13 protein-coding genes are annotated in these 14,227 nt (G+C 73.1%); 8 read left to right on the top strand and 5 right to left on the bottom strand.

All coding sequences use genetic code 11. The features are described 5' to 3' along the window. Positions 1 to 105 precede the first annotated feature (105 nt). From gcvH to AB0Q99_RS32705, 3 genes are all read right to left on the bottom strand, one after another. The gene (gene gcvH, locus AB0Q99_RS32715) at positions 106 to 492 is read right to left on the bottom strand and encodes a glycine cleavage system protein GcvH (RefSeq protein WP_363577612.1); all 387 of its coding nucleotides are present in this window, start codon (positions 490 to 492) and stop codon (positions 106 to 108) included. A gap of 141 nt (positions 493 to 633) precedes the next feature. Beyond that, complete coding sequence (locus AB0Q99_RS32710; protein WP_363577610.1) at positions 634 to 1,350, bottom strand: MOSC N-terminal beta barrel domain-containing protein; 717 nt, start codon at positions 1,348 to 1,350, stop codon at positions 634 to 636. Positions 1,351 to 1,438: 88 nt separating this feature from the next. Then, a complete protein-coding gene (locus AB0Q99_RS32705) occupies positions 1,439 to 2,191 on the bottom strand; it encodes a cyclase family protein (RefSeq protein ID WP_363577608.1) in 753 nt (250 codons plus the stop codon). A gap of 66 nt (positions 2,192 to 2,257) precedes the next feature. On the opposite strand from AB0Q99_RS32705, the gene AB0Q99_RS32700 reads away from it, so the two are divergent. From AB0Q99_RS32700 to AB0Q99_RS32675, 6 genes are all read left to right on the top strand, one after another. Next, the gene (locus AB0Q99_RS32700) at positions 2,258 to 2,941 is read left to right on the top strand and encodes a UbiX family flavin prenyltransferase (RefSeq protein ID WP_363577606.1); all 684 of its coding nucleotides are present in this window, start codon (positions 2,258 to 2,260) and stop codon (positions 2,939 to 2,941) included. Positions 2,942 to 3,060: 119 nt separating this feature from the next. Then, entirely contained in the window at positions 3,061 to 3,519 is a 459-nt protein-coding gene (locus AB0Q99_RS32695; protein WP_030055719.1) for an Lrp/AsnC family transcriptional regulator, read from the top strand. A gap of 3 nt (positions 3,520 to 3,522) precedes the next feature. After that, on the top strand, positions 3,523 to 4,485 hold the full coding sequence (locus tag AB0Q99_RS32690; protein ID WP_363577604.1) for a threonine/serine dehydratase: 963 nt from the start codon (positions 3,523 to 3,525) through the stop codon (positions 4,483 to 4,485). A 52-nt stretch (positions 4,486 to 4,537) separates the two neighbouring features. After that, the gene (mqnE, locus tag AB0Q99_RS32685) at positions 4,538 to 5,701 is read left to right on the top strand and encodes an aminofutalosine synthase MqnE (RefSeq protein ID WP_363577602.1); all 1,164 of its coding nucleotides are present in this window, start codon (positions 4,538 to 4,540) and stop codon (positions 5,699 to 5,701) included. 127 nt (positions 5,702 to 5,828) lie between these two features. Continuing rightward, positions 5,829 to 7,112 (top strand): hypothetical protein, encoded by a 1,284-nt coding sequence (locus AB0Q99_RS32680; RefSeq protein WP_363577600.1) that lies wholly within the window; start codon positions 5,829 to 5,831, stop codon positions 7,110 to 7,112. A gap of 122 nt (positions 7,113 to 7,234) precedes the next feature. After that, positions 7,235 to 8,179 carry a beta-ketoacyl-ACP synthase III gene (locus tag AB0Q99_RS32675; protein WP_363577599.1) on the top strand — a complete coding sequence of 315 codons (945 nt, stop codon included), beginning with the start codon at positions 7,235 to 7,237 and terminating at the stop codon, positions 8,177 to 8,179. Between the two features lie 204 nt (positions 8,180 to 8,383). On the opposite strand, the gene AB0Q99_RS32670 is transcribed toward AB0Q99_RS32675, so the two are convergent. After that, positions 8,384 to 9,031, bottom strand: coding sequence for a TetR family transcriptional regulator (locus AB0Q99_RS32670; RefSeq protein WP_030055725.1), 648 nt, complete (start codon positions 9,029 to 9,031; stop codon positions 8,384 to 8,386). A 448-nt stretch (positions 9,032 to 9,479) separates the two neighbouring features. Between AB0Q99_RS32670 and AB0Q99_RS32665 the strand changes: the two genes are divergently transcribed. Beyond that, on the top strand, positions 9,480 to 11,849 hold the full coding sequence (locus AB0Q99_RS32665) for a PQQ-binding-like beta-propeller repeat protein (RefSeq protein WP_363577597.1): 2,370 nt from the start codon (positions 9,480 to 9,482) through the stop codon (positions 11,847 to 11,849). A 45-nt stretch (positions 11,850 to 11,894) separates the two neighbouring features. Here the strand turns inward: AB0Q99_RS32665 and galE are convergent, their stop codons facing one another. Continuing rightward, positions 11,895 to 12,881, bottom strand: a complete 987-nt coding sequence (galE, locus tag AB0Q99_RS32660; RefSeq protein ID WP_363577595.1) for a UDP-glucose 4-epimerase GalE — start codon at positions 12,879 to 12,881, stop codon at positions 11,895 to 11,897. 144 nt (positions 12,882 to 13,025) lie between these two features. On the opposite strand from galE, the gene AB0Q99_RS32655 reads away from it, so the two are divergent. Continuing rightward, positions 13,026 to 14,195 carry a trypsin-like peptidase domain-containing protein gene (locus AB0Q99_RS32655; RefSeq protein ID WP_363577593.1) on the top strand — a complete coding sequence of 390 codons (1,170 nt, stop codon included), beginning with the start codon at positions 13,026 to 13,028 and terminating at the stop codon, positions 14,193 to 14,195. Positions 14,196 to 14,227: the final 32 nt, after the last annotated feature.

Here is a 14,227-nt window from a genome sequence, read left to right as displayed (position 1 = left end):
GCGGGCGCCCGGGGGGGGGGGGGGGGGGGGGGGGGGCCCCCCCCCCCCCCCGGGGGGCGGGGGGGGGGGGGGGGCCCGCCCCCCCCCCCCCCGCACCCGGGCCGGCTACTCCGCGAGGTAGCCCTTGTACTGCGCGGCCGTGAGCAGCTCGTTCAGCTCCGCAGGCCTGGTGAGCGTGAGCTCGATGATCCAGCCGTCCCCGTAGGGATCCGAGTTGACCAGTTCGGCTTCGCTGTCCAGCTCCTCGTTCACGGCGGTGACCGTCCCGGAGACCGGCACGTAGAGCTCGCTCACCGACTTGACCGACTCGACCGTGCCGAACGCCTTGCCCATCTCGAATGTCGCTCCCACCGAAGGGCGTTCGACGAAGACGATGTCGCCGAGCTGCTTCTGCGCGTAGTCGGTGATGCCGATGCGGGCCCGGTCCTTTCCGGTGGTCTCCACCCACTCGTGGTCCCTGGTGTACGTGAGGTTCGTCGGGATCGCGGACATGGCGGCCTCCAGCGGCTCGGCATCGGAACCGACTGATCGTCAGTCTTGCCGAGGGGCCTCCCGCGGCCCTCCGCTCCCCGCCGCGACGTTCACCCGCACGAGTGAATTTCAGACTCCGACGGGCCGGGATCACCCCGGATGTCAGTCGAGCGACAGGCGGTCGCCGACTCGGAGGCGGCCCGGGGCGGCGACTTCGGCGAGGGCGTCGAGGCGGCCGTCGTGGGCGTGGACGAGGGCCTTGAGGATCTCCGGGGCGTGCGGGAGTCCCGGCTGTGGGGCGCCGGTCATCGCGCAGCGTTCGCTGGAGGTGACGAAGGCCAGGCGGGCGCTGTCCGGGGCCTCGCCGCGGGCCCGGCGGCCGAACCAGGCGTCCTCGACGAACGGCGGGGTGCCGGGCGGGGTGCGCAGCACGATGTTCGGCCGGAACCGGCGCTCGTCGACCAGCGCGAAGGGGACGGTCTCGCGGACCCAGTCGAGGGTGGCGGTGGTGAGCAGGCTGACCGGCAGCCGGTCGAAGTGCGGGACGGCGTCCTCGCGGGCGAGTTCGACGTCCTCGCGCTGGAGGTAGGCGCGCAGGAAGGCGGTCGGCCGGTCGACCGGGCGGCCGAGCGGGTCGAGCAGCTCGGGGCCGTCGATCCGGTGGCCGAGGCGGGCGGAGAGGCGGAGCAGGCCGTCCATCCGGCGGAAGCGGCGGGTGTTCTTGCCGGAGCCGAGCTTCCCGGCCGCGTCGCGGACGGCGTAGAGGCGGTCGCCGGCCAGGCCGCGACCGTCCACCTCGACGGAGTCGAGCCGCTCGCCGCCGGTGGACTTCACGGGGTAGCGCCAGAGTCGCTCGATCACTCCGATGATCTCAGCCATGGGCGGACAGCGTACTGGCGCCACCGAGGATGGTCTAGACCAAGTGTCCGGATCAAGTGGCTTACCGGCGGCGGCGATCGGCGTGGGTTCAGCCCAGCCGGGCCACCGCCCGCACCGGGGCGCCGTCCGCCGCGACCAGCCGCAGCGGGAAGAGCGAGACCTCCACCGGCCGGCCGGCCTCCTGCGCCGCCAGCAGCGCCCGCAGGTCGGTCAGGTTCTCGGCGATCACCCCGCCGCCCGGCGCCCCCAGCAGCACCCGGTGCGCGGCGAGCGACGGCTCGGCGGCGGTGCCGTGGTCGTGCTCGTCGGTGAGGTCGGCGAGCAGCGCGGCCACCGCGGGGTCGCCCGGGCCCGGGTCGGGCGTCGGGTCGACGCTGAGCGCGTCCACCCCGACCGTCCGCACGCCGGAGGCCACGATCGCCTCGGCGGCGTCCGGGGTCAGGCTGGGGTGGGCGAGGTAGGTGTCGGTGCCCCAGTGCCGGGTCCAGCCGGTGGCCAGCAGCAGGACGGTGCCCTCGCCGGAGTCCGCGACCCGCGCCAGCGCGGGCGCCAGCGACTCCGGGGTGACGGCCGCCCGGGGCTCCAGCCCGCGCAGGTCGGCGAGCACGGCCGGCCCGGTGAACCGCTCCAGCGGCAGCCCGTCCAGGGTCGGCCAGGTGACGTCCACGTGGTACGGCGCGTCCACGTGCGTCCCGGACTGCGAGCCGAGGTGCAGGGCCAGCACGTTCACCCCGGCGGTCGCGGTGGTGAGCGCGGGCTCCAGCAGGACGGCCGGATCGCCGGGGTAGACCGGCATCGCGGTGGTCACCTGATGGGTGAGGTCGACGAGGGTCGCTGCCATGCGTCCATCCTTCCAGGGGCGACCGCCGATGGGGCTCCGCCCGGTGAAGCCGGATAGAAATGGCCCATGGGAAATGCGAAGCGTCAGCCGTGGGTGGTCGGGGTCTCGGGTGCGTCGGGGACGCCGTACGCGGCCTCGGTGATCCGGGGGCTGCTGGCGGCCGGTGAGGCGGTGGACCTGATCGTCAGCCGGGCCGCCCGGCTGACCATCCTGGACGAGACCGGCATCGCCTTCCGGGACGCCCACTGGCGCGCCGACCTGGCCGCCTGGCTGGGCGTGGAGGGCCCCGCGGACGGCCTGGACGACGTCCGCTACTGGCCCGCCGGGGACTTCGCGGCCGGCCCGTCCAGCGGCTCCTACCCCGCCAAGGGCATGCTGGTGGTGCCCGCGACCACCGGCGCGGTGGCCGGGATCGCGCTGGGCCTGAGCAAGGACCTGCTGCAGCGGGTCGCCAGTGTCACCCTGAAGGAGCGCCGCCCGCTGGTCGTGTGCGTGCGCGAGACGCCACTCAACGGGGTGACGTTGAAGCACCTGGTGGAACTCGACGCGCAGGGCGCGGTCGTCCTGCCCGCTTCGCCCGGTTTCTACGCCGGCGGCTCCACCGTGCGCGAACTCGTGGATTTCGTGGCCGGGCGGGTCCTCGACGCCGCAGGCGTACCGCATTCCCTGTACCTGCGCTGGGAAGGGGAGTTGGGAGCGGCCGCCCGCCGAGCCGACCGGAACGGCGGCGCTCCGGCTGAGGGGGAGTAAGGAGACCGAGGGCGGGAGAGTATCTTCTCTGCGATATCCGGGTCGGTTGGCGCACAGCGCCTTTGAATCCGGATAATGATCTGTGGGTCTGGAGAGGTTCGGAAGGACGCGGACGGTATATGGACACGGTGGACAGACAGCTCATCCAGGCGCTCCGGGAGAACGGCCGTGCGTCCTACGCCGAGCTGGGCCGGCTGGTCGGACTCTCCGGCCCGAGCGTCACGGACCGCATCAACCGCCTGGAGCAGGCCGGCGTGATCACGGGGTACCGCGCGACGGTCAACCCGGCCTCGCTCGGTTTCGGCGTCACGGCCCTGATCGGCCTCCAGCTCACGGACGCGGCGGACCACGAGGACGTCGCGTTCCGGCTCAAGGACCTCAACGAGGTCGAGGACTGCTGGTTCATCGCGGGTGACGACTCCTACATGCTCAAGGTCCGGGTGGCCGACGTGGCCGGCCTGGAGTCGGTGGTGAAACGGATCTCGGGCACCAAGGGCGTGGCCCGGACCCGCACCACCGTCGTACTCTCCACGAAGTGGGAGAACCGGGTGAGTGAGCTTCCTCCTGTAGGAGAGTGACGCATGGCGCTGGTCGGTCTGGAGGAGCTGCGCTCCGCTCGGCAGCGGATCGCGGGGGTCGCCGTGCGCACCCCGCTGGTTCCCGCCCCCTGGGCGGCCGAGGGGGAGCGCAGGCTCTGGCTGAAGCCCGAGAACCTCCAGCCGACCGGGGCCTTCAAGACCCGCGGCGCCTACAACCGGCTGGCCGCGCTCACCGCGGACGAGCGGGCGCGCGGCGTGGTCGCCCAGTCCAGCGGCAACCACGCGCAGGCGGTGGCGTACGCGGCCGGGCTGCTCGGCATCAAGGCCGTGATCGTGATGCCGGACACCTCGCCGGCGGTGAAGGTGGAGGCCACCCGGGCGTTCGGCGCCGAGGTGGTCCTGGTGCCGCCGGAGGAGCGGGACACCCTGCCGGGCGAGCTGGCCGAGCGGCACGGCTACGTCTGGGTGCCGCCGTACGACGACCCGTTCATCATCGCGGGCCAGGGCACGGTCGGCCTGGAGATCGCCGAGGACGCCCCGGCCGGGCTGGACACCGTCCTGGTGCCGGTCAGCGGCGGCGGCCTGATCGGCGGCACGGCGGCCGCGCTCAAGCTCACCCGCCCGGGCATCCGGGTGGTCGGCGTGGAGCCCGAGCTGGCCGCCGACGCGCGGGCCAGCCTGCGGGCCGGCCGCCGGCTCGCCTGGCCGGTCGCCGACACCTACCGCACCATCGCGGACGGTCTGCGCACCCCGTCGGTCGGCGTGCTGCCGTACGAGCACATCACCGCCTACGTGGACGACATCGTCACCGTCACCGAGGACGAGATCCGCGCCACCGTGGCCCTGCTGGCCCGCCGCGGCCGGCTGGTCGCCGAGCCGTCCGGGGCGGTCGCACCGGCCGCGTACTTCCACCGGGCCGCCGAGACCGGGGGCCAGTCGGTGGCGGCCGTGGTCAGCGGCGGGAACATCGAACCCGCACTGCTCGCCGAGCTGCTCTCGGCATAGGCGTACGCTCGTTCCGGCAACGAATCGAATGTCGGAGGAGGCGGGGCACCGCATGGACGCAGGGCTCAAGCGCGAGCTGGAGGCGAAGGTCTACGCGGGTGAGCGGCTGACCCGCGAGGACGGGATCGCGCTCTACGAGAGCGACGACCTGGCCTGGCTGGGCGGGCTGGCCCACCACGTGCGGACGAGGAAGAACGGCGACGTCGTCCACTTCAACGTCAACCGCCACCTCAACATGACCAACGTGTGCAGCGCCTCCTGCGCGTACTGCTCGTTCCAGCGCAAGCCGGGCGAGAAGGACGCCTACACGATGCGCATCGAGGAGGCCGTCCGGCTGGCCAAGGCGATGGAGGTCGAGTCCCTCACCGAGCTGCACATCGTCAACGGTCTGCACCCGACCCTGCCGTGGCGCTACTACCCGCGCTCGCTGCGGGAGCTGAAGGCGGCGCTGCCCAACGTCTCGCTGAAGGCCTTCACCGCCACCGAGATCCACTGGTTCGAGAAGATCAGCGGCCTGCCCGCCGACGAGATCCTGGACGAGCTGATCGACGCCGGCCTGGAGTCGCTGACCGGCGGCGGCGCGGAGATCTTCGACTGGGAGGTCCGCCAGCACATCGTCGACCACGACACCCACTGGGAGGACTGGTCGCGGATCCACCGCCTGGCGCACCGGAAGGGCCTCAAGACGCCGGCCACCATGCTGTACGGCCACATCGAGGAGCCCCGCCACCGGGTGGACCACGTGCTGCGGCTGCGCGAGCTGCAGGACGAGACCGGCGGCTTCCAGGTCTTCATCCCGCTGCGCTACCAGCACGACTTCCACGACTCCAAGGACGGCGTCGTGCGCAACAAGCTGATGGCCCGTACCGAGATGGCCACCGGCGCCGAGGCGCTGAAGACCTTCGCGGTCTCCCGGCTGCTCTTCGACAACGTCCCGCACGTCAAGGTCTTCTGGGTGATGCACGGCGTCGCCACCGCCCAGCTGGCGCTCAGCCACGGCGCGGACGACATGGACGGCTCGGTGGTCGAGTACAAGATCACCCACGACGCGGACAACTTCGGCACCCCGAACAAGCTCGGCCGCGACGACCTGCTCGGCCTGATCCGCGACGCCGGCTTCCGGCCGGTCGAGCGCAACACCCGCTACGAGGTCATCCGCGAGTACGAGGGCCCGGACCCGATGCGCCGTGAGTCCCCGCAGGCGATGCGCCTCTGACCTGCCCTCCGACCTGCGCACTTCCCCGCCGCCCGGGCCGCACCGCGGTCCGGGCGGCGGTGTCTTCACGGCCTCCGCACGCCACCCGGGTTTACCAACGGGTATGGCGTTTGGCAGGATCGACGGCATGTCCGGTTCTCATCGCGCCACCGAGTACCCGCCGTACGAGCCGACGCAGGAACCGGTGTACGGGGTGCCGCAGCAGCCGCACGAGGCGCCGTACGGCACGTACGAGCCGTACCGGGAGCCCGCCGGGCAGGAGTACGGCGACGGGGTGTACCAGCCGTACGAGCAGTCGTACGAACAGCCGTACGCCGAGCCGCAGGAGCAGCTGTACACCGGGCAGCCGTACGCCGAGCAGTCGTACACCGAGTCGTTCGAGCAGCCCTACGAGCAGCTTCCTGACGGCTACTCCGAGGCCTACGGCTACCAGCCCGCCGCCCACGAACCGGCCGCCCAGGACCAGGCCGGCTACGCGCCGGCCCCCGAGCCGTTCGCGCCGCTCGCCCCCGTCGTGCCCGCCGCTCCCGTCGAGGGCGGCCGGGCGGCTGCCCGGGGTCGGCGGCGCAAGGTGAAGCAGAAACGTCACGGCAAGGCCGTGATGGCCGGCACCGCCCTGCTGGTCGCGGCCACCGCCGGCTGGTACACCGTCGGCCAGGACGAGGCCAAGCCCGGCCTCACGGCTGCCGACGGCCCCGGCCCGGACGGCGTCAGCAAGCCCGACCAGCCCGCCCCGGCCCCCGCGGCCGTCCAGGCCGCCGCCGACCGGCAGGCCGCCGCCCCGGCCGCCGCCCGCGGCGAGGCCCGCCAGGACGCCTCGGTGGCCGCGATACCCGGCCTCGGTGCCTCCTTCACCGCGAAGATCCCCGCCGAGACCACCCAGGTCGTGGTCGCCTCCGGCGCGGACAAGAACACCGACAAGAACACCGTCGTGCTCTGGACCCGCACGCCCGAGGGCCGCTGGCTGGCCGGCGAGACCTGGCAGGGCCACAACGGCAAGAACGGCTGGACCGCCGACCACAACGAGGGCGACCTGCGCAGCCCGATCGGCGTCTTCGGCCTCACCGACGCGGGCGGCCGGCTGGCCGACCCGGGCAGCAAGCTCCCGTACGACAAGGACCCCAGCTTCGTGGTCTCCGGCACGGGCTTCTTCGGCGACCAGCTGGCCGGCTCCTTCGACTACGTGGTCGCGGTCAACTACAACCGCGTCGCCGGCAACTCCCCGCTCGACGCGCGCCGCCCGATGGGCGCCAAGAAGGGCGGCGGCATCTGGCTCCACGTGGACCACGACGGGCCCACCCACGGCTGCGTGTCGATCCCCGAGGACAAGATGGCCCTGCTGATCCGCACCCTGGACCCGGCCGCCCACCCGGTCATCGTGATGGGCGACACAGCCACGCTGGCCACCTGACCTCGGCATACACGCGACCCAGGCCCCCCAACGGCCGTTGTCGATCCCCTACAGATCATGAGGGCGGATCCTGTCACCGGTCATGCCCGGCTGACCAGTGGGTAACCCGGTTCCATGGCAGTATGAGCGGTTCGCGCATTGTGGCACTCGGGCACTACCAGCCCCCCAAGGTCCTCAGCAACGACGACCTGGCGGCGCTCGTCGACACCGACGACGAATGGATCCGCAGCCGGGTGGGCATCCGTACCCGGCACATCGCCGAGGGCGAGACCCTGGTCGACCTCGCCACCGAGGCCGCGCAGAAGGCGCTCGCCAACAGCGGCCGGACGGCGGAGGAGATCGACCTCGTCGTGGTCGCCACCTGCACCGCGATCGAGCGCAGCCCCAACACCGCCGCCGCGGTGGCCGCCCGGCTGGGCGTGCGCTCGCCCGCCGCGTACGACATCAACACGGTCTGCTCCGGCTTCTCGTACGCCCTGGCCACCGCCGACCACGCGATCCGGGCCGGCGCGGCCCGCCGTGCGCTGGTGATCGGCGCCGAGCGGATGTCCGACACCCTCGACTGGACCGACCGCTCCACCTGCGTGATCTTCGGCGACGGCGCGGGCGCCGCGGTGGTCGAGGCCCAGGAGGAGGGCGCCGAGCCCGGCATCGGGCCGGTGGTCTGGGGCTCCGAGCCGGAGAAGGGCGACGCCGTGGTGATCACCGGCTGGGACCCGGTGATCAGCCAGCAGGGCCAGTCGGTGTTCCGCTGGGCCACCACCCAGCTCGCCCCGCTCGCCCGGCAGGCCTGCGAGCGGGCCGGCATCGACCCGGCCGAGCTGAAGGGCTTCGTCCCGCACCAGGCCAACCTGCGGATCATCGACGCGATCGCCCGCAAGCTCGGCCTGGGCGACGCGGTGGTGGCCCGGGACGTGGTCGACTCCGGCAACACCTCGGCCGCCTCCATCCCGCTCGCCTTCTCCAAGCTGGTCGAGCGCGGCGAGCTCTCGCCCGGCGACCCGGTGCTGCTCTTCGGCTTCGGCGGCGGCCTGGCGTACGCCGGCCAGGTCGTGCGCTGCCCGTAGCCCAGCCCCGGCCCGGGCCCGGAAGGCTCCGCGAACGACGAATGCCGGTGGGCGGGCGCCCCTATGAGGGGTGCCCGCCCACCGGCATGTCTGGCGCGCTTGCGGTACGTCGGCGGACCTCCCCCGAGGACACGGCCGCCGTCCGTCGGTCCCCGGACAGGAGGCCGGGGCGGCGCGCGGAGCGGATGGTGGGATGGGGTCGGTCTACTTGGGCGGCTTCTTGCCGGTGACGCCCAGGTACACCAGGGGAGCGAGGTTGGGCTTGAGGTCCTTGACCTTGACGCCCCAGGAAGTGAAGGCCTTCTGGTGCTCGGCCGCCGAAGCGAGCAGCGAGACCAGGGCCCCGGCCACGGCGTTCGGGTCGAGCGACTTGTCGGCCTGACCCTTCGCCTGGAGTTCCTTGACGGCCTCCGCGAGTGGTTTGGCGACCGCGTTGAGGACCGTCATGCGGATCTTGAAGAACCGCTTGTCCCCTTCGGCGGCACCGAGCGTGACCACTCGGAGAATGGCGTCGTTCTTGCGCCAGAAGGCAAGGAATCCGTCGACCAGTTCTTCCGAAGTGGTCGGTCCGGACTTCCCTGCCCAGGACTTTCCGGCCACCAGCTCTTTGAGGGTGTCGGCGTCCTTGGCCATTTCCTCGGCGATTTCGAGGACTGCGCCCTCGACATCCGGGAAGTACTGGTAGAAGGTCGCGGGGGAGGTACCCGCCATACGGGCGACGTCGATGACCTTGACGTCCCGATAGGGCGACGTGCTGAGCATCTCGCGGAGGCAGTCGAGCAGCTTCTGCCGCGTCTCCTGTCCGCGTCGCCCGGCGACGCGACCGTCGACGGTGCGAACTTGTCCTGTCATGCCGTCAGCTTACCGTGGCACGATCTTGGCGCGATTCGGTGATGCGACTATTACTCCGCACGGGGGTTGGTATAGCGGCATCAACCGCTTCGGACGGATATTCACCCGGCCCCGAAGCCCCCTGTTGAAGCCCCCCCGTGTGCTTTTGACCTCACAGCGTGACGGCGAGTCCGCTGAGGGGTGATCGGGTGACAGAGCGTGACGACTTGCGGCGGGTTCGGAACCATCCCGAAGTGGACGGTTCGGGGGCGCGGGCGCAAGCCGGAGCCGGAGCCGACGTCAGAATCCGGCCGTTCCGTTCCCGCTGACCTGGGAGCGGTCCGGTGGTGGCCTCCGGGCGGCCCGCGGCGTTCTCCGGGCGGGGGAGGTTGGAGATGCGCCGGGCGGCATTGGAGAATCGGGTCCGGCACCACGCGGCGGGTGCGGACAACGGGGAGGTGGCAGCGGAGTGGACCAGCTGACGGCGCACGATCCGAGGCGGATCGGGCCCTTCGAGGTGCTGGGGCGGCTCGGCGCGGGTGGGATGGGGCTGGTCTACCTGGCGCGGTCCGCGTCCGGGCGACGGGTGGCCATCAAGACCGTCCGGGGGGAGCTGGCCGAGGACGAGCTGTTCCGGGTCCGCTTCGCGCGGGAGATCGCGGCCGCCAAGACGGTCGGCGGCTTCTACACGGCGGCGGTGGTGGACGCCGACGCGGACGCCCGGGTGCCCTGGCTGGCCACGGCGTACATCCCGGCGCCCTCGCTGGAGGACCTGGTCGAGGACTGCGGCCCGCTGCCGGTGGACGCCACCCGCTGGCTGGTCGCCGGCATTGCGGAGGCCCTGCAGTCGATCCACGCGGCCGGGCTGATCCACCGCGACCTCAAGCCCTCCAACGTCCTGGTGGTCGAGGACGGCCCGAAGGTGATCGACTTCGGCATCGCGGCCGGGGTGTCCAGCACCCGGCTCACCATGACCAACGTCGCGGTCGGCACCCCTGCCTACATGTCCCCCGAGCAGGCCCGGGACAGCCGGACCGTCCGGGGCGCCAGCGACGTCTTCTCGCTCGGCTCGCTGATGGTCTTCTGCGCCACGGGGCACCCGCCCTACCGCGGCTCCAACCCGGTCGAGACGGTGTTCCAGCTGCTGCGCGAGGAGCCGGACCTGACCGGCATGCCGCCCGAGCTGATGGACCTGGTCCGGGCCTGCATGCAGCAGGCGGCCGAACGCCGGCCCACCCCGGCGCAGATCCAGGCCGAGCTGGCCCCGCACCTGTTCTCCCGGGACGACGCCTCCGGCGAGGTCGGGGACTGGCTGCCGGCCAACGCGCTGGAGCTGATCGAGCGCAAGCGCGGCCGCCGCCAGCCGGCCCCGCCGCGCCCGCCCCAGGGCCCGGCCGCCCCGCCGCAGCAGCCCTCGTACCCGCCCCCGCCGCAGCCCCACGGGCCCGCCGACCCGCGCACCGACGCCGGTCGGCACGGGCAGCCGCCGGCCGGGCCGGTGCACGCCGTGCCGCCGCCCGGCCGGGCCTCCGAGGGCGAGATCCCGACCGCGAAGATCGCCTCCCCGAACAAGCACCGCGCGCCCACCGGCGGCGGCGCCGTCGAGGTGCAGCTGTCCGGCGCCTCGGTGCGGATAGGCCCGGGGCCGCGGGCCGAGCACGAGCAGCCCGGCCCGAGCACCGCCCCGGCCACGACCGACTGGGTCCGCCGGACGAACCCCACCCCGCTGCCGCAGCCGGCCCCGGCGGCCCGCTGGCGCCCCTGGCGGTTCCGGATGTCCAACGACGTCTGGGGCACCCCGGTGGTCGCCGACGGCACCCTCTTCATCTCCAGCTTCGAGGTGCACGCCCTGGACATCGGCTCCGGCGAGCGCCGCTACAAGACCCGGGACGTCGCCTGGGCGCTCGCGGTGGACGCCGGCCGGGTGCACGCCGCGGACGGCCCGCACCTGTACACCGTGGACGCCGCCGACGGCACCGAGCGCTGGCGCACCTCGCTGGACGGCTGGGTCTACTCGCTCTCCGCCGCCGACGGCGTGCTCTGCTCCGGCATCCGGGGCGGCGGCGTCCAGCTGCGCTCGGCAGCCAACGGCGCCGAGCTGTGGCGAGCCGACGACGCCCAGCAGGACTACGAGAACCCGCAGTCCGGCCCGGTCCTGGTGGGCGGCGCCGCCTACTACTACGGCGCCGGGCGGCTGCGCTGCGTGGATCCGCGCGGCGCGGGCCTGCGCTGGTCCTTCCCGGTCGGCGAGGACGTGCCCTCGCACCCGGTCGAGCGCGGCGGCGTGCTGTACGTCACGGCCGGCACCCGGGTGTACGCGCTGGACGCGGCCAGCGGGGTCGAGCGCTGGCGCTTCGAGGCCCCGGTGGTGCTGTTCACCCCGCCCGCCCTGGACGCCGACGCGGTCTACGTGGCCGACTACCTGGGCACGGTCTACGCACTGGACGCGGCCACCGGCCGGGACCGCTGGCGCGGGGTCACCGGCAGCCGCCAGGGCGCCGAGCCGGTGGTGGTCGCGGACGGCATGGTGCTGGTCGGCAGCGGCGAGGTGCTGTACGCCTTCGAGGCGGCGACCGGCCGGGAGCGCTGGCGCTACACGGCGCGCGGCGAGATCGTCGGCTCCCCGGCGGTGGCCGACGGGCTGGTGCACCTGGGCAGCCGGGACCACTCGCTGCACACCCTGGACCTGGCGAGCGGTCAGCTGCGCTGGGAACTCGGCACCAAGGGCGAGCTCACCGGCTCGCCGGTGGCGGTCGGCGGGCGGGTCTTCGTCGGCTCCAAGGACCGCTGCGTGTACGCGCTGGACGCCTTCTACGGCACCGCGGTGCCCGCCCGCTGAGCCGGGCCGGCGGCGGGGCCTGCGTCCCGCCGCCGCACCGGGCGGTCAGGCCTTGCGGGCGCCCGGGTGGCGGGCGCACCAGCCCTCCCACGCGGAGGCGACCATCTCGGTCACGCCGTGGCGCGCGCTCCAGTCCAGCTCGCGGTGGATCAGATCGGCGGATGCCACCACCCGGGCCGGGTCGCCGGGGCGGCGCGGCGTGACCTCGGCGGTGGTGTCGTAGCCGGTGACCTCGCCGATCACCTTCAGCATCTCCTGGACGCTGACGCCCTCGCCGCGGCCGATGTTGAGCACCAGCGCGGTGGCCCCGGCCGGGTCGGCGGCCAGCCGCGCGGCAGCGGCCACGTGCGCCGAGGCGATGTCGGAGACGTGGATGAAGTCGCGCACGCAGGTGCCGTCCGGCGTGGGGTAGTCGCCGCCGAAGATCCGCGGGGCCTGGCCGGCGGTGAGCCGCTCGAAGACCATCGGGACGAGGTTGAACACCCCGGCGTCGGAGAGCTCGGGGGAGGCGGCGCCGGCCACGTTGAAGTAGCGCAGGGCCACGGTGGACATGCCGTGGGCCTTCCCGGCCGCGGCGACCAGCCACTCGCCGGCCAGCTTGGTCTCGCCGTACGGGCTCATCGGGGCGCAGGGGGTGGACTCGGTGACCAGGTCGACGTCCGGCATGCCGTAGACGGCGGCGGAGGAGGAGAACAGGAAGCGCTTGACCCAGCCGTCGGCGGCGGCCTCCAGGACGGTCTGCAGGCCGATCATGTTCTCGCGGTAGTACCGGAACGGCTGCTCGACCGACTCACCGACCTGCTTCTTGGCGGCGAAGTGCAGGACACCCCGGACGTCGTGCTCGCGGATCGCGGCGTCCAGGACGGCGCGGTCCAGGGTCGAGCCCTCGACCAGGGGAACGCCGTCCGGGAGGCGGGCGGCGTCGCCGGTGCTCAGGTCGTCCAGGACGACGACCCGCTCACCGGCGTCGAGCAGCTGGCGGACGACGTGCCCGCCGATGTATCCGGCACCGCCGGTGATCAACCAAGTCATGCGCCGATCCTAGGTCGTCGGCTTCGGCCGGTGGTGCGGGCGAGTCCGGTCGGCGAACCGGACAAAACGGTGAAATGCTGACAAAGATTTCCGTGCTCTCATGCCCGCGCCCCCGCGGCGTGGTGACGAATCGGAGGCAGCCAGGTGAGCCGTCAGAAGGAACACACCCGCCCCCGGCCGACCGGGCCCGGGGCGGCGCTCCCGCGGCTGCTCGCGCCTGTCCCGCTGGCCGCCGCGCTGGCCCTGGCCGGCTCCGGGTGCAGCAGCGGCTCGTCCTCCTCCGCCTCCTCGCCGTCCGCGCACGCCTCCGGCACCTCCGCCGCCCGTTCCGGTACGTCCGCCGCCACCTCCAAGCCGGCCGCCTCGGCCCCGGGGCAGAGCGGGAACCAGCTCCAGGACGCGTACCAGAAGGTGATCGCCGACGTGCTGCCCTCGGTGGTGCAGATCATCACCGGCGACAGCCTCGGCTCCGGGATCGTCTACGACAACAAGGGCGACATCGTCACCAACGCCCACGTCGTCGGCACCGCGACCACGTTCACCGTCACCCTCGCCAACAGCACCAAGGCGCTGGACGCCAGCCTGGTCGGCAGCTACCCCGAATCCGACCTCGCGGTGATCAGGCTGAACAGCCCGCCGAGCGCCGTCAAGCCCGCGACCTTCGGCGACTCCGGCAAGGTCGAGCTCGGTCAGATCACCCTCGCCATGGGCAGCCCGCTCGGGCTCGCCGGCAGCGTCACCCAGGGCATCGTCTCGGCCACCGGGCGGACCGTCACCGAGCCCCAGGTCGCCGGCTCCCCGGGCGCCACCATCGGCAACATGGTGCAGACCTCGGCCGCGATCAACCCGGGCAACAGCGGCGGCGCGCTGGTCAACCTGGACAGCCAGGTGATCGGCATCAACACGCTCGCCGCCACCGAGCCGCAGGCCAACGGCGCGGCCGCCCCCGGCATCGGCTTCGCCATCCCGGCGTCCACCATCACCAGCATCGCCGACCAGCTGATCCAGCAGGGCAAGGTCACCAACTCCGGCCGGGCCGCGCTCGGCATCACCGCCCGGACCAGCTTCGACCAGCAGTTCCAGCCGGCCGGCGCGGTGATCGTGGAGGTCAGCCCGGGCGGCCCGGCCGCCACGGCGGGGCTGCAGCCCGGCGACGTCATCACCAAGATCGACGACACCCCGGTCGACTCGCTGAACGCGCTCACCACCGCGCTCGCCTCGCTCACCCCCGGCAGCAAGACCACCGTCACCTACACCCGGGACGGCAACACCCGGACCGCCGAGGTCACCCTCGGCACCCTGCAGTCCCCGTAGCCCCGGTACGGCGCCGCCGGGCCGCACGCCGT

Source organism: Kitasatospora sp. NPDC086791 (genome assembly GCF_040685975.1).
Lineage (GTDB): Bacteria > Actinomycetota > Actinomycetes > Streptomycetales > Streptomycetaceae > Kitasatospora.
The sequence above is the reverse complement of the archived record's forward strand: the minus strand, read 5'-3'. Positions and strand labels throughout refer to the sequence as shown.

What these genes read in the sequence shown, in the direction of transcription:
- gcvH (WP_363577612.1), bottom strand. Translation starts at nt 492, where the DNA reads ATGTCCGCGATCCCGACGAACCTCACGTACACCAGGGACCACGAGTGG.
- AB0Q99_RS32710 (WP_363577610.1), bottom strand. Translation starts at nt 1,350, where the DNA reads ATGGCTGAGATCATCGGAGTGATCGAGCGACTCTGGCGCTACCCCGTG.
- AB0Q99_RS32705 (WP_363577608.1), bottom strand. Translation starts at nt 2,191, where the DNA reads ATGGCAGCGACCCTCGTCGACCTCACCCATCAGGTGACCACCGCGATG.
- AB0Q99_RS32700 (WP_363577606.1), top strand. Translation starts at nt 2,258, where the DNA reads ATGGGAAATGCGAAGCGTCAGCCGTGGGTGGTCGGGGTCTCGGGTGCG.
- AB0Q99_RS32695 (WP_030055719.1), top strand. Translation starts at nt 3,061, where the DNA reads ATGGACACGGTGGACAGACAGCTCATCCAGGCGCTCCGGGAGAACGGC.
- AB0Q99_RS32690 (WP_363577604.1), top strand. Translation starts at nt 3,523, where the DNA reads ATGGCGCTGGTCGGTCTGGAGGAGCTGCGCTCCGCTCGGCAGCGGATC.
- mqnE (WP_363577602.1), top strand. Translation starts at nt 4,538, where the DNA reads ATGGACGCAGGGCTCAAGCGCGAGCTGGAGGCGAAGGTCTACGCGGGT.
- AB0Q99_RS32680 (WP_363577600.1), top strand. Translation starts at nt 5,829, where the DNA reads ATGTCCGGTTCTCATCGCGCCACCGAGTACCCGCCGTACGAGCCGACG.
- AB0Q99_RS32675 (WP_363577599.1), top strand. Translation starts at nt 7,235, where the DNA reads ATGAGCGGTTCGCGCATTGTGGCACTCGGGCACTACCAGCCCCCCAAG.
- AB0Q99_RS32670 (WP_030055725.1), bottom strand. Translation starts at nt 9,031, where the DNA reads ATGACAGGACAAGTTCGCACCGTCGACGGTCGCGTCGCCGGGCGACGC.
- galE (WP_363577595.1), bottom strand. Translation starts at nt 12,881, where the DNA reads ATGACTTGGTTGATCACCGGCGGTGCCGGATACATCGGCGGGCACGTC.